This is a genomic window from Streptomyces sp. NPDC048172 (assembly GCF_043202595.1).
Classification (GTDB): Bacteria; Actinomycetota; Actinomycetes; order Streptomycetales; family Streptomycetaceae; genus Streptomyces.
Window position 1 is genome coordinate 462,439 of the sequence record NZ_JBIDAT010000001.1, and the last position, 18,655, is coordinate 481,093.

General features: G+C 71.2%; 22 protein-coding genes. 8 read left to right on the forward strand and 14 right to left on the reverse strand.

All coding sequences use genetic code 11. The features are described from left to right. Window positions 1-8 precede the first annotated feature (8 nt). Entirely contained in the window at window positions 9-1,139 is a 1,131-nt protein-coding gene (locus tag ACGF3A_RS02180; RefSeq protein WP_393724837.1) for an adenosine deaminase, read from the forward strand. A 188-nt stretch (window positions 1,140-1,327) separates the two neighbouring features. Further along, window positions 1,328-1,660 (forward strand): ATP-binding protein, encoded by a 333-nt coding sequence (locus tag ACGF3A_RS02185; protein ID WP_393724839.1) that lies wholly within the window; start codon window positions 1,328-1,330, stop codon window positions 1,658-1,660. 90 nt (window positions 1,661-1,750) lie between these two features. Here ACGF3A_RS02185 and ACGF3A_RS02190 read toward each other — a convergent pair whose 3' ends face one another. The 5 genes from ACGF3A_RS02190 to afsQ1 form a co-directional block, all read right to left on the reverse strand. After that, window positions 1,751-1,957, reverse strand: a complete 207-nt coding sequence (locus ACGF3A_RS02190) for a PspC domain-containing protein (protein WP_393724841.1) — start codon at window positions 1,955-1,957, stop codon at window positions 1,751-1,753. 93 nt (window positions 1,958-2,050) lie between these two features. Continuing rightward, window positions 2,051-2,620, reverse strand: coding sequence for a VanZ family protein (locus ACGF3A_RS02195; RefSeq protein WP_393724843.1), 570 nt, complete (start codon window positions 2,618-2,620; stop codon window positions 2,051-2,053). 68 nt (window positions 2,621-2,688) lie between these two features. Continuing rightward, the gene (locus tag ACGF3A_RS02200) at window positions 2,689-3,336 is read right to left on the reverse strand and encodes a hypothetical protein (RefSeq protein WP_393724845.1); all 648 of its coding nucleotides are present in this window, start codon (window positions 3,334-3,336) and stop codon (window positions 2,689-2,691) included. Continuing rightward, window positions 3,333-5,009, reverse strand: a complete 1,677-nt coding sequence (locus tag ACGF3A_RS02205; RefSeq protein WP_393727104.1) for an ATP-binding protein — start codon at window positions 5,007-5,009, stop codon at window positions 3,333-3,335. The genes ACGF3A_RS02200 and ACGF3A_RS02205 overlap by 4 nt, the downstream gene beginning before the upstream one ends. Before the next feature lie 92 nt (window positions 5,010-5,101). After that, window positions 5,102-5,779, reverse strand: coding sequence for a two-component system response regulator AfsQ1 (gene afsQ1, locus ACGF3A_RS02210; protein WP_344527775.1), 678 nt, complete (start codon window positions 5,777-5,779; stop codon window positions 5,102-5,104). A gap of 170 nt (window positions 5,780-5,949) precedes the next feature. On the opposite strand from afsQ1, the gene ACGF3A_RS02215 reads away from it, so the two are divergent. Further along, a complete protein-coding gene (locus ACGF3A_RS02215; protein ID WP_393724847.1) occupies window positions 5,950-6,780 on the forward strand; it encodes a SigE family RNA polymerase sigma factor in 831 nt (276 codons plus the stop codon). Between the two features lie 158 nt (window positions 6,781-6,938). Here ACGF3A_RS02215 and ACGF3A_RS02220 read toward each other — a convergent pair whose 3' ends face one another. Then, window positions 6,939-7,571 (reverse strand): uridine kinase, encoded by a 633-nt coding sequence (locus tag ACGF3A_RS02220; protein ID WP_393724849.1) that lies wholly within the window; start codon window positions 7,569-7,571, stop codon window positions 6,939-6,941. A gap of 108 nt (window positions 7,572-7,679) precedes the next feature. On the opposite strand from ACGF3A_RS02220, the gene ACGF3A_RS02225 reads away from it, so the two are divergent. Continuing rightward, complete coding sequence (locus tag ACGF3A_RS02225; RefSeq protein WP_393724851.1) at window positions 7,680-8,768, forward strand: S-(hydroxymethyl)mycothiol dehydrogenase; 1,089 nt, start codon at window positions 7,680-7,682, stop codon at window positions 8,766-8,768. Next, window positions 8,768-9,409, forward strand: a complete 642-nt coding sequence (locus tag ACGF3A_RS02230; protein WP_393724853.1) for an MBL fold metallo-hydrolase — start codon at window positions 8,768-8,770, stop codon at window positions 9,407-9,409. The genes ACGF3A_RS02225 and ACGF3A_RS02230 overlap by 1 nt, the downstream gene beginning before the upstream one ends. Window positions 9,410-9,666: 257 nt before the next feature. Here ACGF3A_RS02230 and ACGF3A_RS02235 read toward each other — a convergent pair whose 3' ends face one another. Further along, entirely contained in the window at window positions 9,667-10,257 is a 591-nt protein-coding gene (locus ACGF3A_RS02235) for a winged helix-turn-helix transcriptional regulator (protein ID WP_393724855.1), read from the reverse strand. 82 nt (window positions 10,258-10,339) lie between these two features. On the opposite strand from ACGF3A_RS02235, the gene ACGF3A_RS02240 reads away from it, so the two are divergent. Beyond that, window positions 10,340-11,551 (forward strand): pyridoxal phosphate-dependent aminotransferase, encoded by a 1,212-nt coding sequence (locus ACGF3A_RS02240; RefSeq protein ID WP_393724857.1) that lies wholly within the window; start codon window positions 10,340-10,342, stop codon window positions 11,549-11,551. On the opposite strand, the gene ACGF3A_RS02245 is transcribed toward ACGF3A_RS02240, so the two are convergent. After that, complete coding sequence (locus ACGF3A_RS02245) at window positions 11,511-11,750, reverse strand: DUF397 domain-containing protein (RefSeq protein ID WP_393724859.1); 240 nt, start codon at window positions 11,748-11,750, stop codon at window positions 11,511-11,513. The two genes, ACGF3A_RS02240 and ACGF3A_RS02245, sit on opposite strands and share 41 nt — an antisense overlap. A 9-nt stretch (window positions 11,751-11,759) precedes the next feature. Then, window positions 11,760-12,638, reverse strand: a complete 879-nt coding sequence (locus ACGF3A_RS02250; protein WP_393724861.1) for a helix-turn-helix domain-containing protein — start codon at window positions 12,636-12,638, stop codon at window positions 11,760-11,762. 192 nt (window positions 12,639-12,830) lie between these two features. Between ACGF3A_RS02250 and ACGF3A_RS02255 the strand changes: the two genes are divergently transcribed. Further along, the gene (locus tag ACGF3A_RS02255) at window positions 12,831-13,274 is read left to right on the forward strand and encodes an ATP-binding protein (RefSeq protein WP_393724863.1); all 444 of its coding nucleotides are present in this window, start codon (window positions 12,831-12,833) and stop codon (window positions 13,272-13,274) included. A 56-nt stretch (window positions 13,275-13,330) separates the two neighbouring features. Here ACGF3A_RS02255 and ACGF3A_RS02260 read toward each other — a convergent pair whose 3' ends face one another. The 4 genes from ACGF3A_RS02260 to ACGF3A_RS02275 all read right to left on the reverse strand — a co-directional run bounded on the left by ACGF3A_RS02260 (window position 13,331) and on the right by ACGF3A_RS02275 (window position 17,258). Next, the gene (locus tag ACGF3A_RS02260) at window positions 13,331-14,206 is read right to left on the reverse strand and encodes an aldehyde dehydrogenase family protein (protein WP_393724865.1); all 876 of its coding nucleotides are present in this window, start codon (window positions 14,204-14,206) and stop codon (window positions 13,331-13,333) included. Then, complete coding sequence (locus tag ACGF3A_RS02265; RefSeq protein WP_393727106.1) at window positions 14,199-15,632, reverse strand: aldehyde dehydrogenase family protein; 1,434 nt, start codon at window positions 15,630-15,632, stop codon at window positions 14,199-14,201. Before ACGF3A_RS02265 ends, ACGF3A_RS02260 begins: the two co-directional genes overlap by 8 nt. A 14-nt stretch (window positions 15,633-15,646) precedes the next feature. Continuing rightward, window positions 15,647-16,603, reverse strand: coding sequence for a deoxyribose-phosphate aldolase (deoC, locus tag ACGF3A_RS02270; protein WP_393727108.1), 957 nt, complete (start codon window positions 16,601-16,603; stop codon window positions 15,647-15,649). Window positions 16,604-16,688: 85 nt separating this feature from the next. Continuing rightward, window positions 16,689-17,258 (reverse strand): hypothetical protein, encoded by a 570-nt coding sequence (locus ACGF3A_RS02275; RefSeq protein WP_393724867.1) that lies wholly within the window; start codon window positions 17,256-17,258, stop codon window positions 16,689-16,691. A gap of 163 nt (window positions 17,259-17,421) precedes the next feature. On the opposite strand from ACGF3A_RS02275, the gene ACGF3A_RS02280 reads away from it, so the two are divergent. Next, window positions 17,422-18,060, forward strand: a complete 639-nt coding sequence (locus tag ACGF3A_RS02280; protein WP_393724869.1) for a LysE family translocator — start codon at window positions 17,422-17,424, stop codon at window positions 18,058-18,060. 25 nt (window positions 18,061-18,085) lie between these two features. Here the strand turns inward: ACGF3A_RS02280 and ACGF3A_RS02285 are convergent, their stop codons facing one another. Further along, window positions 18,086-18,652, reverse strand: a complete 567-nt coding sequence (locus ACGF3A_RS02285) for a TetR/AcrR family transcriptional regulator (RefSeq protein ID WP_393724871.1) — start codon at window positions 18,650-18,652, stop codon at window positions 18,086-18,088. Window positions 18,653-18,655 lie beyond the last annotated feature (3 nt).

The following is an 18,655-nucleotide window of genomic DNA, read 5'->3' on the forward strand; positions in this document are numbered from 1 at the left end:
GTGCCGTGATGGTAAGCGAATCCCTCAGCACCGTTCCCGACAGCGAGCAGATCCGCCGCGCCCCCAAGGCCCTGCTCCACGATCACCTCGACGGCGGGCTCCGCCCCGCCACCGTCGTCGACCTCGCCCGCGAGACCGGGTACGACGCGCTGCCGGAGACCAACGCCGACCGCCTGGAGACCTGGTTCCGCGAGTCCGCCGACTCCGGTTCGCTGGAGCGGTATCTGGAGACGTTCTCGCACACCGTCGGCGTGATGCAGACCCGCGACGCGCTCTTCCGGGTCGCCGCCGAGTGCGCCGAGGACCTCGCCGCCGACGGGGTGGTCTACGCGGAGGTCAGGTTCGCGCCCGAGCAGCACCTGGAGCGCGGGCTCACCCTGGAGCAGGTCGTCGAGGCGGTGAACGAGGGCTTCCGCGAGGGCGAGCGCCGTGCCCGCGAGGCGGGCCGGCGCATCCGGGTCGGCGCGCTGCTCACCGCGATGCGGCACGCGGCCCGCGCGCTGGAGATCGCCGAGCTGGCCAACCGCTACCGCGACCTGGGCGTCGTCGGCTTCGACATCGCGGGCGCCGAGGCGGGCTACCCTCCCACCCGCCACCTCGACGCGTTCGAGTACCTCAAGCGGGAGAACAACCACTTCACCATCCACGCCGGTGAGGCGTTCGGCCTGCCCTCGATCTGGCAGGCCCTCCAGTGGTGCGGCGCCGACCGGCTCGGGCACGGGGTGCGCATCATCGACGACATCCAGGTGAACGACGACGACTCCGTCAAGCTGGGGCGCCTCGCCGCCTACGTCCGTGACAAGCGCGTCCCCCTGGAGCTGTGCCCGTCCTCCAACCTCCAGACCGGCGCCGCCCCCTCGTACGCCGAGCACCCCATCGGGCTGCTGCGCAGGCTCCACTTCAGGGCGACCGTCAACACGGACAACAGGCTGATGAGCGGCACGAGCATGAGCCGGGAATTCGAGCACCTGGTGCGGACCTTCCACTACACGCTCGATGACATGCAGTGGTTCACCGTCAACGCGATGAAGTCCGCGTTCATTCCTTTCGATGAACGTCTCGCCATGATCAATGAAGTCATCAAGCCGGGGTACGCGGAGTTGAAATCCGAATGGCTGTTCAGGGATTCCGCTCGCTGAACCCTGGTGACCAGCGGTTCTGCCGTCGCTCCCGCGGGTTCCGACGGCGCGGAAAAGCGGCCGTGACGGCGCGGGGACTCTTTCGTTCCCCGCGACTCCCGGCCGCTTCGACGTGTTTGCCAGTGCTCTGAATTCCTGGCTACGTTCGCCAGGCTGCTCAAGCCCCCATCACGAGGACGTAGTTACAGATGAAGCGTGCAACCAAGAAGTCCCTCGGCGTCGTCGCGCTGGGCACCGTCGTCGCCGCCGCAGGCGCGGGCGTCGCCTCCGCCGCCGGTCCCACCGACACGCTCGGCACGGTCGGCGAGACCGCCACCACCGCCGTCGACAACATCTCCGCCGCCGACCTCCCCGGCGAGGTCGCGGACACCCTCGACGCGACGGGCAAGTCCCTCAACGGCGGCCAGAAGGGCGAGGCGACCGGCAAGACCTCGCTGGCGGGCGGCGAGACGGGCGCCTCGGCCCCCGGCGGCGGCATGCTGGGCGGCATCCCGCTCAAGGGCCTCCCGCTGAGCAGCTGAGCCCCGGGCCCACGGACGTACGACGGCGGGCGCCCCTCACCGGAGGGACGCCCGCCGTCGGCGTGCGCGCGGTGCCATCAGGCAGCTGCGTCACCAGGCCGTCGTGGCCGTCTTGCGGTCGGCGCCGGGCAGCAGGGCCCAGAGCGCCAGGTAGAGCAGGAACTGGGGGCCGGGGAGCAGGCACGAGGCGAGGAAGATGACGCGCATCGTCGTCGGGGTGGTGCCGAAGCGGCGGGCGAGTCCGGCGCACACGCCGCCGATCATCCTGCCTTCACGCGGGCGGGTAAGTGCGGACATGTCAGGGACTCCTTCGCTTCGGGAGGCTTGCTCGGACTCGTTCGTTTCCTTCTGCTTTCGAAGGTAGAACGGCCCGCCTCCCGGGGCGTCGGGCTACGGGGCGATGCCGACCCTGGTCGCTCTCGGGGTCGATCCCTGAGCCCCCTCCTCCCGCAGAGGGACCCGCGTACGGGCCCGGGGAGGAGACGGGGGAGTACGGTCGCGGCCCCGGATCAGCCGGCGCAGCGGCGGGAAGAGCAGGAACTGCGCGAGGGCGACCCCCACGGTGTTCAGCAGCACCGAGTCGATGTTGACGACCTGCCCCGGCACCCCGCTCTGCAGCAGCGCTATACCGAGCGAGAGCATCGCACCCGCGAAGACCGTACGGGCGGCCGTGCCCGGCAGCGGGCGGTGCAGCCGCCCGGCGGCCAGCGGCAGGAGCACCCCGAGCGGGGCGAGCAGCAGCAGTCCGCTCCCGATGCCCTCGAACGCGGCGCGCGGCCCGCTGTCCAGGTCGGAGCGGATCGTGGCGAGCGGATGCAGGTTCGCGGGTGCCACCCAGGGCACCGACAGAGGGCGCAGCGTCAGCCATCCGACGAACAGCAGATGCGCGGCCAGCAGGAGAAGTCCCGCGACACGGATTCGGGGGTCGGCGGTTTCGCCGCCAGAGCCAAGGCGCTGCACGCTTCTGAGGACGTCACCCCCGGCGGCACCGGTTCCGGGGGCGACGTGCCAGAGCCGTCACAGCGGCGTCACACCTTGGTGCCCGCGGTCTCCGCCGCCTCCGGGCGGGTGCGCAGCGCCGTCCCGCACTCGAAGCGCTGGAGGGGCGGTCCCGCCTTCCCGCCGTCCCCGTCGGCGTCCTCGCCGCCCTCGGGGCCGCCGAGGGTGACCGCGTTGTTGGCGTCGGCCGCGGCCGTGTCCGCGAACGTGCAGACGATCTGTGCGAGGGCGAACGACGGCAACTCGTCCAGCGGCTCGCTCAGCCGCAGCGCCTCGTCGGGATCGCCCTTGCGGCCGTCGGTGATCTCCAGGTCGTCCGGCAGGTCCGTCTCGAAGCCCGCGTCCTCCTCCGTCGCGTCCGGCTGCCGCTTCAGCTCCTCCAGCAGCTTGCGCGCGACGGGCAGCCGCTCGGCCGACGAGCGGCCCTCCGGCATCCGCACCTGGCGCTCCACCGGCGCCACGCGCGAGCCGCACACCAGGTAGACGCGGACCCCGGGCTCCTTCGCCGCGTCCTTGCCGTCGTCGCCGGGCAGGACGCAGCCCACCCGCGAGGGCGCGGCACCCGCGTCCACCGGGACGGAGGTCGAGCGGATCCCGCACCCGGCGAGCAGCCCGCCGAGCGCGGAGACGGCCACGAGAGCGGCCAGGGGCGCCCTGGCCCGGCGCGTACGGTTCATGCCCCGCCCCGCTCGCGCCCGTCGCCGTCGCCGTCCCTGTCCCCGCTCACGCGCTTGCCGCCGTTCTTCCTGCCGAACCAGTTCTTCTTCTTGCGCTTGTGCTCGTCGTTCCGGGGCCCGTCGTCGCCGTCGCCCGCGCTGTCGCCGCGCTCGCCGCGCTCGCCGCCGTCGTCGCTGTCCGCGTCGCCGTTCTCGCGCTCCTCCGCGACCCGGCGCGAGTCCCTCGGGAGGCGGAGGGCGAAGACGGCGCCGCCCCCGGAGGCGTTGCGCGCGGTGATCTCGCCGCCGTGGATGTGCGCGTTCTCCATGGCGATGGAGAGGCCCAGGCCGCTGCCCTCGGAGCGGGGGCGCGAGGCGCTCGCCTTGTAGAAGCGGTCGAAGACGTGCGGCAGCACCTCCTCGGGGATGCCGGGGCCCTGGTCGGCGACCTCGATGACCAGCTCGTCGCCCTCGTCGCCGCCGTCCTCGCGGGCCTCGGTCCGTACGGAGACGCGGACGGGCGAGCCGCCGTGCTTGAGCGCGTTCCCGATCAGGTTCGCGAGGATCACGTCGAGGCGGCGCGGGTCGAGGCGGGCCATGATGCCCCGGTCGGCGTCCAGCTCGACCGCGTCCAGCCACGCGCGCGCGTCGATGCAGGCGGTCACCATGTCGGCGACGTCCACGTCGTCGAGGACGAGCTTGGCCGTGCCCGCGTCGAAGCGGGTGACCTCCATCAGGTTCTCGACCAGGTCGTTGAGCCGCCGGGTCTCGCTGACCACGAGCTGCACGGCGGGCGCGATCATCGGGTCGAGGTTCTCCTGCTCCTCCTCCAGCACCTCGGTCACCGCGGAGATCGCCGTCATCGGGGTGCGCAGCTCGTGCGACATGTCGGCGACGAAGCGGCGGCTGGACTCCTCCCGCGCGCTCAGCTCGGCGACCCGGTGCTCCAGCGACTCCGCCGTCCTGTTGAACGTACGGGACAGCTCCGCCAGCTCGTCCGTGCCCGAGACCCGCAGCCGGGTGTCGAGCTTGCCCTCGCCCAGCCGCCGCGCGGCCTCCGCGAGGCGCCGTACGGGCCGCAGCACGGTCGTCGCCGCGGCCTGCGCGAGCAGCATCGCGCCGATCAGCGCGAGCCCCGTCGCGATGCCCAGGGACCAGGCGAGCGAGTTGAGGTCGTCACGCTCGGGCGCGAGCGACTTCAGCATGTAACCGGTCGGGGTCGGACTCTCCCCGATCACCTTCGCGCCGCCGACCAGATACGGATTGCCGTCCTTGGTGATCCGCTGCCAGTACAGGTGGTACGGGTACGAGTTCGCCGAGTCGACATTGCGCTTCTTCGCGACCGCGCCGCGCAGCGAGCCGGGCACGTGCTGGAGCGTGAAGTCGTCCTCGTTGGACGCCGCCGCGCAGGGCTGGCCCTGCTCGGTCCTGCCGATGAGCAGCACCTGGTAGTTCTGCGTCGTACGGGCCATCTTCTTGGCCGCCTCGCGCAGCTGCCCGCACTCGACGTTGCGGGGCAGGTTGCCCGCGTTGTCCTCCATGGACTTGCGGAAGTCGTTCAGCGCCGCGTTCTGGGCCCGGGTGAGCACCGCGTCGCGGTTGAGCCAGTAGGCGATGCCGGAGGCGGAGACGGCGGCGGTCAGCGCGACCAGTGCGAAGACGACGACGAGCCGCAGCCGGAGCGTCGGCAGCATCCCGGCGAACCATCCGCGCACGCGACTGCTCTTCGTGGGGGGAGCGGTGGAACCAGTGGAACCGGTGGAACCGGCGGTGGGGGGAGCTTTTGTCACTGGGGAGTGTCCAGCCTGTAGCCCACTCCTCGGACCGTACGGATCAGGGTCGGCGACGAGGGCACGTCCTCCACCTTCGCGCGCAGCCGCTGCACGCAGGCGTCGACCAGCCGCGAGTCACCGAGGTAGTCGTGCTCCCACACCAGGCGCAGCAGCTGCTGGCGCGAGAGCGCCTGCCCCGGCCGCCTGCTCAGCTCCAGCAGCAACCGCAGCTCCGTGGGGGTGAGTTGCAGGTCCTCGCCGTTCTTCGTCACGGTCATCGCCGAACGGTCGATGACCAGCGAGCCGAAGGTGGCGGCGTCGTTCGACTCCCGTTCCCCGCGGCGCATGACGGCGCGGATACGCGCGTCCAGCACGCGGCCCTGCACGGGCTTGACGACATAGTCGTCGGCGCCGGACTCCAGGCCCACCACGACGTCGATGTCGTCGCTGCGGGCCGTGAGCAGGATGATCGGCAACTGGTCGGTGCGGCGGATCCGGCGGCAGACCTCGAAGCCGTCGATCCCGGGCAGCATCACGTCCAGCACGATCAGGTCGGGCCGCTGCTCGCGCAGCAGCTTGAGGCCGTCCTCGCCGGTCGCGGCGGTCACCACGCGGTGCCCCTGGCGGGTCAGACCCATCTCCAGGGCGGTACGGACAGCGTCATCGTCCTCGATCAGCAACAGGAAAGGCACGCGCGCCATTCTGGCCCATCCCACCCTGAGACTTCGACCGGCGGTAGCGCCTCGATCCACAGGGGCGCTTGTGACACCGCTGTGACAGACGGGGGATCTCCCGATGAAACTGGCCCGGCAGTGTTTACGGCATCAAGCAAGCGACCGGGTTGGCTCCGAGGGGGCGCGAGATGAACACACTGCACAGCACCGCAACCAGCGCAGTACTTCACACGCGCCTGCACATCCCTTCGGTTCCCGCCTCCCAGGCCCGGTCCGCAGAGAAGTCCGGTGCCGTGAGCGGGCGGGGGTGCGCTCGCGGCACCGGGCGGAAGCGTCCGCCGCACATCGCGGTGGTGGAGGGGCTCCGGGGGGAGCCTCTCGGGGGGAACACGGGGGAGAACCGGGGGGACACCGGGGGAACCACGGGGGAAAAGCGGGGGGAACCGCGGGGGAATGGCACGTACAGGGAGGATTCGGGGGAACGGCGTGACAGCGCCTCGGAGGCGGAGTTCACCGCCTACGTGCGCGATCGCCGCGCCTCCCTGTACGCCACCGCCTACCACCTGACCGGCGACCGCTTCGAGGCGGAGGACCTGCTCCAGAGTGCCCTCTTCTCGACGTACCGCGCCTGGGACAGGATCAGCGACAAGGCAGCCGTGGGGGGCTACCTGCGTCGCACCATGACGAACCTGCACATCAGCGCGTGGCGCCGGCGGAAGCTCAACGAGTACCCGACGGAGGAGCTGCCGGAGACGGTCGGCGAGCAGGACGCGATGCGCGGCACCGAGCTGCGCACCGTCCTGTGGCAGGCCCTCGCCCGGCTGCCCGAGCTGCAGCGCACCATGCTTGTCCTGCGCTACTACGAGGGCCGTACGGACCCGGAGATCGCGGACATACTGAACATCAGCGTCGGCACGGTGAAGAGCAGCATCTGGCGCTCCCTGCGCCGTCTCCGTGACGACGAGGTGCTGAGCTTCGGCAGGGACCAGGAAGAGTCGTTCGACGAACTGGTCGCCTGACCGAGGGGGGTACGGGGGAAACACGGGGGATCCCGGGGGGAACCGGGGGAAAAGGGAAAATGGGGGAACACGGGGGGTAACGGGGTAGCAGGGGGGAAAGAGAGCGGTTCCAGTCGGCCGGGGGGTCTGACTGGAACCGCTCTTTCATGTGTGCGGCTTCATGTGTGCAGCGAGGCGCCGCGCAGGAGCCGGGCCACGCGGGCGTACGTCTCGTCGCGGGTGCAGGCGCGGGCGCCCAGCGACTCGTGACGGGCGACGATCACGCCCTCGGTACGCATCAGCCGCCACCCCCGGCGCAGCAGGAACGGCAGCGGCTTACGGGCCTCCCGGATGTCACGCACCAGGCGGCGGCGGAACGTCGTGAACGGCCGCCCGCGCAGACATATCGCGTCCCCCAGCAGCCCCAGCTCCCGGCAGCGCGCCGTGATGTCCGCGGCGAAGACGCCCTCGGCGACGACGAACGGGGCGCCGTCGAGCCGCACGGTCTCCTCGCCCACCCGGGCGCTCACGGAGATGTCGTACAGCGGCGCCGTCGTCCGCCCCTCCTCGCACAGCTCACGCAGCGCCCGTACGGCCGCGTCCTCGTCCCAGGAGAGCGGCGAGTCCCAGTCGATGTCACCGCCCGACACGCCGCCGACGGTCGGGAGGGTCGGGTCGCCCTGCTCCTTGTAGAAGTCGTCGAGCCGCAGCACCGGCAGCCCCGTACGGGCGGCGAGCCGCGACTTGCCGGAGCCGGACGGCCCGGTCAGCAGGATCACACGGGCGGGGAGTCTGTCGCTGGAGTCGGTCACGAGGAACCATTGTCTGTCATTGCCTCGCTCTCATGCTCCTGGACAGGGAGAATGGTCGGTCGCACAGCGCAGCAGACGCAGAAGACCCGCGAAAAGGAGGCCGTTCGCATGGCCCAGGAAGTACGGGGTGTCATCGCACCCGGCAAGAACGAACCCGTGCGGGTCGAGACGATCGTCGTGCCCGATCCCGGGCCCGGCGAGGCCGTGGTCCAGGTGCAGGCGTGCGGTGTCTGCCACACCGACCTGCACTACAAGCAGGGCGGCATCAACGACGAGTTCCCCTTCCTCCTCGGGCACGAGGCGGCGGGCGTCGTCGAGTCGGTCGGCGAGGGCGTCACGGACGTCGAGCCGGGCGATTTCGTGATCCTCAACTGGCGCGCGGTCTGCGGCCAGTGCCGGGCCTGTCTGCGCGGACGGCCCTGGTACTGCTTCGACACGCACAACGCGAAGCAGAAGATGACGCTCGCCGGGTCGGGGGCCGAGCTCTCCCCGGCCCTCGGCATCGGAGCCTTCGCCGAGAAGACGCTGGTCGCCTCCGGCCAGTGCACCAAGGTCGACCCCGCCGTCTCCCCGGCCGTCGCCGGGCTGCTGGGCTGCGGAGTGATGGCCGGGATCGGCGCCGCGATCAACACCGGTGAGGTCGGCCGCGGCGACACCGTCGCCGTCATCGGCTGCGGCGGCGTGGGCGACGCGGCCATCGCGGGCGCGCGGCTCGCGGGCGCCGCGAAGATCATCGCCGTGGACATCGACGACCGTAAGCTCGCCACCGCCGAGAAGATGGGCGCGACTCATGTCGTGAACTCCCGCTCGGCGGACGTCGTCGAGAGCGTCCGCGAGCTGACCGGCGGCTTCGGGGCCGACGTCGTGATCGAGGCGGTGGGCCGCCCCGAGACGTACGAGCAGGCGTTCTACGCCCGTGACCTGGCCGGAACGGTCGTCCTGGTCGGCGTCCCGACGCCGGACATGCGGATCGACCTGCCGCTGCTGGACGTCTTCGGACGCGGCGGCTCGCTGAAGTCCTCCTGGTACGGCGACTGCCTGCCCTCCCGCGACTTCCCCATGCTGGTCGACCTGCACCTGCAGGGGCGGCTCGACCTCGGCGCGTTCGTCACGGAGACGATCGCGCTGGACGAGGTCGAGAAAGCGTTCGAGCGGATGCACGGCGGCGATGTGCTGCGCTCGGTGGTGGTGCTGTGATGACTGACGCCGGTACCGCTCGTATCGAGCACCTGGTCACGTCCGGCACGTTCAGCCTGGACGGCGGGACGTGGGACGTCGACAACAACGTATGGATCGTCGGGGACGACACCGAGGCCGTCGTCATCGACGCCGCGCACGACGCGGACGCGATCGCCGACGCGCTCGGCGGCCGTACGCTCCGCACGATCCTGTGCACGCACGCGCACAACGACCACGTGGACGCGGCGCCCGCGCTCGCGGCGCGCACCGGGGCGCCTGTGCTGCTCCACCCCGACGATCTGCCGCTGTGGAAGCAGACCCATCCGGACCGGGGTCCGGATGGGGAGTTGGCGGACGGGCAGGAGGTGCACGTCGCCGGGGTCGCCCTGCGCGTGCTGCACACTCCGGGGCACGCCCCGGGTGCCGTCTGCTTCTACGCGCCCTCGCTGGGCACGGTCTTCTCCGGCGACACGCTCTTTCAGGGGGGACCGGGGGCCACTGGGCGCTCCTTCTCGGACTTCCCGACGATCGTCGAGTCGATCCGTGAACGGTTGCTGACGTTGCCGGGCGACACGGTTGTCCGTACCGGACACGGTGACGTGACCTCGATCGGCGCCGAGGCCCCCCACCTCGCCGAATGGATCGCCCGCGGCCACTAATCCGCTCCGCTGAGCAGGGGGCACCTTCGCTTCTCCCTCCGCCCTGCGAAGCTTGGGAAGTCTGCGCTGGGGGTCCCCCCTGCTCGAAGAGCTTGGGGGAGCAGGGTTGGCAAGCGCAGCCCCCTGCGCCGGGTGCCCCGTGTACAGGGCCGGGTTCGGGGTGCCCCGGGCTGTGCTTCGCGGGCTGCGGCCGCGTCGTGGCTTGTCGCGCAGTTCCCCGCGCCCCTTAGGGAGAAGGGGTGGGCTCTGGTGGTAGGTCAGGGCAAGGCTGCGCGCAAGGTCTTCTCTGCCTGGGCTCGGTCCTGGAGGAGGGTCGCGCAGGACTCGGGGGTCAGGGCGAGGGTCGCGGTCGAGCCCTCCGGGGCCGGGCCCTCTCCGTAGACGGACGGGGCCTCGTCGTCCAGGCGGAGATGGAAGACGCCCCCGGGCAGGGAGACGTCGATGACGGCGGTCGTGTCCGGCACGGCGGCGCGGAGGGCCGCGCGGAGGGGGAGGGCCCACCAGTGGGCCCGGACCGCGTCCGTTTCACCCGGCACCGGCGGGAGTTCGGGCGCGCCCCAGTGGGCCAGGGCGTCGAGGACGGGGAGGAGGGCGCGGCCCCGCCCCGTCAGCTCGTAGACCCTCGGCTGGGGGCGGCGCGAGACGAGCCCGTCGGCCTCCATCTGCTTGAGCCGGGCCGCGAGGACGTCCGTGCTGACGCCGGGCAGGTCCGCGTGCAGGTCCGTGTAGCGCCGCGGGCCCGCGAGGAGCTCGCGGACGATCAGGAGGGCCCAGCGGTCTCCGACGGAGTCGAGGGCGCGCGCTGTCGCGCAGAACTGGTCATAGCTGCGGCGGGTTCGGCTCGGCATGGCGTCAGTCTAAGCCGCAATGGGTTGGACTTTCCAAGTGCTCACTTGGTAGAACCAAGTGAAGCACTGAGGAGGGTGGGACATGGAGTTCCGGCAGTCGAGCAAGCTCAGCGAGGTCTGCTACGAGATCCGGGGGCCGGTGATCGAGCATGCCGACGCGCTGGAGGAGGCTGGGCACAGTGTGCTGCGGCTCAACACCGGGAATCCCGCGCTCTTCGGGTTCGAGGCGCCCGAGGAGATCCTCCAGGACATGGTCCGGATGCTCCCGCAGGCCCACGGGTACACCGAGTCGCGCGGCATCCTCCCCGCGCGCCGCGCGGTCGCGCAGCACTACCAGCAGCGCGGTTTCCCCGAGGCCGACGTCGACGACATCTACCTCGGCAACGGCGTCTCCGAGCTGGTCTCCATGTCCGTGCAGGCCCTGGTCGAGGACGGCGACGAGGTGCTCATCCCCGCGCCGGACTTCCCGCTGTGGACGGCCGTCACGACCATGGCCGGCGGCAAGGCCGTGCACTATGTGTGCGACGAGCAGGCCGGGTGGCTGCCGGACCTCGACGACATGGCCGCGAAGATCACGTCCCGGACGAAGGCCGTCGTCATCATCAGTCCCAACAATCCCACGGGTGCTGTGTATCCGCGCGAGTTGCTGGAGGGCATTCTCGATCTCGCCCGTCGGCACGGGCTGATGGTCTTCTCCGACGAGATCTACGACAAGATCCTCTACGACGGCGTCGAGCACCACCACGTGGGGGCGCTGGCGCCCGATCTCGTCTGTCTGACCTTCTCCGGGCTCTCCAAGGCGTACCGCGTGGCGGGCTTCCGGTCCGGCTGGCTGATGGTCTCCGGGCCCAAGCAGCACGCGAAGAGCTACCTGGAGGGGCTGGGCATGCTCGCCTCGATGCGGCTGTGCCCGAACGCGCCCGCGCAGTACGCCATCCAGGCGGCGCTGGGTGGTCGCCAGTCGATCGAAGAGCTTGTGCTGCCGGGCGGGCGGCTCCATGAGCAGCGCGACAAGGCATGGGAGAAGCTCAACGAGATCCCGGGCGTGAGCTGCGTGAAGCCCAAGGGCGCGCTCTACGCGTTCCCGCGCCTCGACCCCGCCGTCCACGCGATCCACGACGACGAGCGCTTCGTGCTGGACCTGCTGCTCCGCGAGAAGATCCAGGTGGTCCAGGGCACCGGCTTCAACTGGCCCTCGCCGGACCACTTCCGCATCCTCACCCTGCCCCGCGCGGACGACCTGGACGCCGCCATCAGCCGCATCGGCCGCTTCCTCGACGGCTACCGGCAGTAGGAGGGCCCACGGCGCCGGACTTGAGGTGGGTCAGCAGCATGCGGACGGCGGTGGGGGTGCCGGAGAGGACCGCGGCGGGGTGGTCGCTCTCGCGGAGGAGGACGGTGCCGCCGGGGCCCGCGGCGAGTTCGACGCAGTCGCTGTTCGGGTTGCTGCTGCTGAAGCTCGACTTCTGCCAGGTGGGTTCCTGGTCCAGCATGTGTCCTCCCTACAGGACGTAGAGCAGATGCTGCACCAGGCGGTACGAGCTGCCGTCGTGGAGCTGGGCCGGGTCCAGGGGGTCCAGGGCCACCATGCTCAGCCGGTTGAAGGCATTCGTGAACTCCTGGATCTGCTCGGGGTCTGCCAGGAAGGTCGAGGTCACCGGGTGTTCCACATAGACGGTACGGAGCTGGGGCGCGCGGCCGTCCAGGACGGTGAAGGGCGCTCCGGGGGCCGCGGGGGGCATCTCGCTGCGGAAGGGCAGCAGTTGGATCGTCATGTACGGGAGTTGTGAGAGCTCTACAAGGTGGTCCAGCTGGGCGCGCCGGATCTTGCGGCTCACGAAGTGCATGTGGAACGCCGCCTCGTGGATGACGGCGTGGTACCGGGGCGGTGGATCGGCGTGCAGGGGGTGCTGGCGCCGCAGCCGGAACTCGGCGAAGCGGGTGCCGTCCTCGGCGGAGACCGGCGGGTCGCTCTGGCTGAACAGGGCCGTGACGTAGTCGCGGGTCTGGAGGAGACCGGGGACGTACATCCACTGGAACGCGCGGTGGGCCGTGGCCGTGGACTCCAGCTCGGCGAGATCGCGGAGCCTGTCGTGGGCGAGGTCCCGGTACTCGGTCCACCAGCCCTTGCCGGTGGCCAGGGACATTTCCACAAGCGCTTCCAGCAGGGTGTTATCGGTGCAACCATAGTAGGCGAGCAGCGCTCGGAGACGCGGTTCGGAGCAGGCGGTCCTGCCCGCCTCGATATGACTCAAGTGGGGCTTGTGGAGGCCGACATGACGGCAGACGTCTTCCCGGTTCCGGCCGCTGTCCTCGCGGATTCTCCGGAGTTCTTGGCCGAGTCGCTTCTGGCGTTGGCTTGGATTCGCACGCAATCCCATGGGTCAACTTCCCGCACACGCACCACGGTTGTGTCCATGACTTCTGGCTGGAATCACTCGATGGAGTGATGATCTGGACGTGAGTTGTATCGGTATTACTCACATGCCTAGGTTCGTCCCCTAGCACCCGGACCGGCGCCTACCGGATGTGGAGCTGGGGTGTGGTGGCCGGAACCGAGAAGGAGCGTCCCCATGTGTCCTGTCCGCGCAGCCGTGCCCGTGAACGCCCTTGCGATGACCTTTCCGCCCGACCCCGTGTGGGTGCGCAGCGCGCGCGAGGCGGTCCGCACCGCCATGAACACGGTCGTGGGCGCGAAGCAGGATCTGATCGAGACCGCGATGCTGCTGACCTCGGAGGTCGTGACGAACGCCGTGGCCGCCGCGGGGAACAGCCTCACGCCGGGCCCCATAGGGCTGCGTGCCGGGTGGACGCCCGACGGGGCGATCCATGTGCTCGTGCGGGACCAGGGGCCGGGGGACCCGGCGGAGCCCGACGATCCGCTCCAGGACGGGGACGAGAGCGAGGACGAGGAGTGCGGGCGCGGGCTGATGCTCGTCACCCACGAGGCGACCGACTGGGGCGTCTGCCAGCACGGCAGGGAAGAGGGGAAGTCCGTCTGGTTCAGCCTGAGCTGAGCCGAGCTGAGCCGGTGAGCCGCGCCCGGTACGCCGGGCGCGGCCCATCCGGGCTCCTACGCGCCGATCGGGTGCCAGACCGTCTTCGTCTCCAGGAAGGAGAGGAGGCGGTCCGTGCCGGGGTCCGCCGTCCAGTCGGCGGTCCCGGACGGGCGTACGACGCGCTTGAGGTTGTCGGCCGAGGCCACCTCCAGCTCGGTCGCCAGCTCCGCGTCCCCCGCGGCGCCCGCGAGGTCCAGCGCGTTCACGTCCTGGTGCGCCGCGAGGGGCCGCGCGATCTCGGCCGTACGGCCCGAGAGGACGTTGACGACGCCGCCCGGCACGTCCGAGGTGGCCAGCACCTCCGCGAGGGAGAGCGCGGGCAGCGGGGCGCGCTCGGAGGCGACGACCACCGCCGCGTTGCCCGTGACGATCGCGGGCGCGAGCACCGAGACCAGGCCCAGCAGCGAGGAGTCCTGGGGCGCGAGGACGGCGACCACGCCCGTCGGCTCGGGCGTCGAGAGGTTGAAGAACGGCCCCGCGACGGGGTTCGCGCCCCCGGCGACCTGGGCGATCTTGTCGGACCAGCCCGCGTACCAGACCCAGCGGTCGATCGCGGCGTCCACCTGCGCCAGGGACTTGGCCCGCGAGAGGCCCTCGCCCGCCGCGACCTCGGCCGCGAACTGCTCGCGCCGCCCCTCCAGCATCTCCGCGACGCGGTAGAGCACCTGGCCCCTGTTGTAGGCGGTGGCGCCCGACCAGCCGCCGAAGGCCTTACGGGCGGCCACGACCGCGTCCCGCGCGTCCTTGCGGGAGGCGAGCGGCGCGTTGGCCAGCCACTCTCCGCCCTTCGCCGCTGTCACCTCGTACACCCTGCCGCTCTCGCTCCGCGGGAACTTGCCCCCGACGTACAGCTTGTAGGTCTTGAGGACGCTCAGACGTGTCTCAGACATTCAGGTACGCCTCCAGACCGTGCCGGCCGCCCTCGCGGCCGAACCCCGACTCCTTGTAGCCGCCGAAGGGCGAGGTCGGATCGAACTTGTTGAAGGTGTTGGCCCACACGACCCCGGCCCGCAGCTGGTTCGCCATCTTCAGGATGCGCGAGCCCTTCTCGGTCCAGATGCCCGCCGAGAGGCCGTACGGCGTGTTGTTGGCCTTGGCCACGGCCTCGTCCGGCGTGCGGAACGAGAGCACCGAGAGCACCGGGCCGAAGATCTCCTCGCGGGCGACGCGGTGCGCCTGCGTGACGTTCGTGAAGAGCGTCGGCGCGAACCAGTAGCCGTCCGTGGGCAGCTCGCACTCCGGCGACCAGCGCTCGGCGCCCTCGGCCTCCCCGGCCTCGGCCAGCTCGGTGATACGGGCCAGCTGCTCGGCGGAGTTGATCGCGCCGATGTCGGTGTTCTTGTCGAGCGGGTCGCCCACGCGGAGCGTGGCCAGGCGGCGCTTGAGCGCGTCCAGCAGCTCGTCCTGGACCGACTCCTGGACCAGCAGCCGGGAGCCCGCGCAGCAGACCTGGCCCTGGTTGAAGAAGATCCCGTTGACGATGCCCTCGACGGCCTGGTCGAGCGGGGCGTCGTCGAAGACGATGTTGGCACCCTTGCCGCCGAGTTCGAGGGTGAGCTTCTTCCGGGTGCCCGCGACCGTACGGGCGATCTCCTTGCCGACGCCGGTCGAGCCGGTGAAGGCGACCTTGTCGACGTCCGGGTGCGCGACCAGTTCGGCGCCCGTCGCGCCGTCGCCGGTGACGATGTTGACGACGCCGCGCGGCAGGCCCGCCTGGCGGCAGATGTCGGCGAAGAAGAGCGCGGAGAGCGGGGTCGTCTCGGCGGGCTTCAGCACCACCGTGTTGCCGGTGGCGAGCGCCGGGGCGATCTTCCACGCGAGCATGAGGAGGGGGAAGTTCCAGGGGATGACCTGGGCCGCGACGCCGAGGGGCCGGGGATCCGGGCCGTGTCCGGCGTAGGCGAGCTTGTCGGCCCAGCCCGCGTAGTAGAAGAAGTGCGCGGCGACCAGCGGGAGGTCGGCGTCGCGCGTCTCGCGGATCGGCTTGCCGTTGTCGAGCGTCTCCAGCACCGCCAGCTCGCGCGAGCGCTCCTGGAGGATGCGCGCGATCCGGAAGAGGTACTTCGCGCGCTCGGCGCCCGGCAGCGCGGACCAGGCCGTGAAGGCCGTACGGGCCGCCCGTACCGCCGCGTCGATGTCCGCCGCGTCCGCGTACGCGACCTCGGAGAGCGTCTCCTCGGTCGCGGGGGAGAGGGTCTTGAAGCTCTTGCCGGAGCCGGGCTCGCGGAACTCGCCGTCGATGAAGAGCCCGTAGGACGGGGCGAGGTCGACGACGGCGCGGGACTCGGGCGCCGGGGCGTACTCGAAGAGGGACATGGGGGCCATGGGGATCAGTCCACCGTCACGTAGTCGGGGCCGGAGTAGCGTCCGGTGGTGAGCTTCTGACGCTGCATCAGCAGATCGTTGAGCAGGCTGGAGGCGCCGAAGCGGAACCAGTCGGGGCTCAGCCAGTCGTCGCCCAGCGTCTCGTTCACCATCACCAGATACTTGATCGCGTCCTTGGCCGTACGGATGCCGCCCGCGGGCTTCACGCCGACCTGGCGCCCGGTCGCGGCGCGGAAGTCGCGCACCGCCTCCAGCATCAGCAGCGTGTTCGGCGGGGTCGCGTTCACGGCGACCTTGCCCGTCGAGGTCTTGATGAAGTCGGCGCCCGCGAGCATCGCCAGCCAGGAGGCGCGGCGGATGTTGTCGTACGTCGCCAGCTCGCCGTTCTCGAAGATGACCTTGAGGTGCGCGCCGCCGCAGGCGGCCTTGACGGCCTGGATCTCCTCGAAGACCTGGAGATAGCGGCCGGAGAGGAACGCGCCCCGGTCGATCACCATGTCGATCTCGTCGGCCCCGGCGGCGACGGCCTCCCGGGTGTCCGCCAGCTTCACGTCGAGGGCCGCGCGCCCGGCGGGGAACGCGGTCGCGACGGAGGCGACATGGACGCCGGAGCCCGCGAGGGCCTGCTTCGCGACGGCGGCCATGTCCGGGTAGACGCAGATGGCCGCGACGCGCGGCGCCGTACGGTCGGTCGGGTCGGGGTTCAGGCCCTTCGCGCACAGGGCCCGCACCTTGCCGTGGGTGTCGGCGCCCTCAAGCGTGGTCAGGTCGATCATCGAGATCGCGAGATCGATGGCGTACGCCTTGGCCGTGGTCTTGATGGACCGGGTCCCGAGCGTGGCGGCGCGGGCCTCCAGCCCGACCGCGTCGACGCCGGGGAGCCCGTGCAGATGGCGGCGGAGCGCGGCGTCGGACGTCACCGTTCCGGGTTGAGTCGCTTGGCTTGCCGCTTCGGTAGGCATGGTCACCAGGGCACCATATCTACGCGCGTAGCCGTGTGCCACCCCCGTGCATCGACGGGGGTGGGCAACCGGTGGCCGGGGAGCGTCAGCCGAGCGTCTTGCAGATGTCCTCGTAGTCGCCGTCGAGGGCGATCACGCGCTTCGTCGTCCTGTCGCCGTCCTTCGTGGACTCGACGGCCATGAAGCCGCGCGAGATCAGCCACTTGTTGGCGGGCTGGTCGCCCTTGCGGAGCAGGACTCCCCAGTCGGGACCGGCCCAGACCGTGGTGTTCTTGTCCGGGTACGTGTGCGTCCCCTGGCCGGAGATGTCGCGCGTGATGGTCTTGCCGGTGTCGAGGTTCTTCACGCGCATCACGAGCGGCCCGCTCTCGATGGCGAAGACGGGGTCGCCCGCGTCGTTCGACCACGTCTTCAGCGTCAGATCGGCGACCGGGAACGTGGCGTGCGTCGGGAACGGGCACACCTCGCCCCTCTTGGTGGTGATCTCGGACTGCTCGGGGTGGGTGACGACGGGGCCGTGCATGCCGGACGCGGCGGCGGGCGCCTTCCGCTCGGCACGTGGGGTGGCCCCGGCCGTGCCGGAGGCCGCGAGGAACGGGACCGTGGCCGCGGCGCACGCCGCCAGCGCGACGATCGTTCGGATACGAGTGGTCATGGGCAATGCCGTCCTTCCGGTGCACCGAGGGGGAGCGGCGCCCACGCTGCTCCCGCGGCGAGGGCCGGAGAAGACGATTCGGCCGTACCCGAACGGTCCGAACGGGCCGCCCCGTGGCGGAAATCCATTCGACAGGCGGGTGCCGGGTGACGAGCATGGCGCCATGGTCGACGCCTCCCTCTACGCGGCGTTCCTCGCCGCCGCCCTCGCGCTCTGCCTGACTCCCGGGCCCGACATGATGTTCATCGTGGCCATGGGCGGAAAAGGCGGCCAGGCGACGGGAGTGATGGCCGCGCTCGGCGTCGCCTTCGGGGCCCTGGTGCACGGCGTCGCCGCGATCCTGGGGCTCTCGGCGCTCTTCACGGCGCTGCCGGTGCTCTATCACGCGCTGCGGTGGGCGGGTGCGGCGTATCTCCTCTTCCTCGCGTGGAAGGCGTTCCGCGAGCGGGGGAATCCTGTGGGGGAGTCCGGGACGGCGGGCGCGGGCGGCGGGCCCGGGCGCCGCCGGGCCTTCTGGCAGGGGACGGTCACGAATCTGCTGAACCCGAAGGTGATTCTCTTCAACGTCGCGTTCCTGCCGCAGTTCGTGAACCCGGGCCTCGGTCACGTCGGCGGCCAGCTCGCGGTCCTCGCCCTCACGCTGGTCCTCGTCGGCCTCGCCGTGGACGCCGTGATCGGTCTGCTCTCCGGGCGGCTCTCCCTGCTCCTGCGGCGCAGCCGCCGCGTGGCCCGTGGCCTCAACCTCTTCAGCGGCACGGTCTTCGCGGGCCTGGCTGTCCGCCTGGTCGCGGCGCCGGACTGAGCGCGGCGGCCGACCGGGCGCGGGGTCACAGCAGGCGGTCGACCAGTCCGTCCACGTACTCCGGGGTGAGCGGGGTCATGCCGAACAGGACGCGGATGTACATCGGGGCCAGGACGTGGTCCAGCACCTCGAAGGCGTCGGGGGCGGCCTCGCCGCGGTCGCGGGCGCGATCGAGCATGGACTGCAGCTGCCGGGTGCGTTCGGTGCGGAGTTCCTCCCCGGCCCCCATGCCCTGCTGGCCGTTGCCGGACAGCGCGACGGCCAGGTGCAGCACCGCCGGGCCGTCGGGTCCGGTGATCTCGCGGGCCACCTGGGCCGCGTACGTACGCAGGTCGCCCTCCAGGCTCCCGGTGTCGGGCATCGGCGACCGCGCGTTGAGGCGGGTGAGCGCCACGTCGGTGAGCAGGGCCTCCAGGCTGCCCCACCGGCGGTAGACGCTGCTGTCGGCCACGCCCGCGCGGGCGGCGACGTCGCCGACGGTGAACTTGCCGTACCCGCGCTCGCCGATCAGGTCGGTCACGGCCTGGTGCACCTCCGCGCCGACGCGGGCGCTGCGCCCGCCGGGCCGCCGGGCCGGCTGTCGTTCGTTCATGCG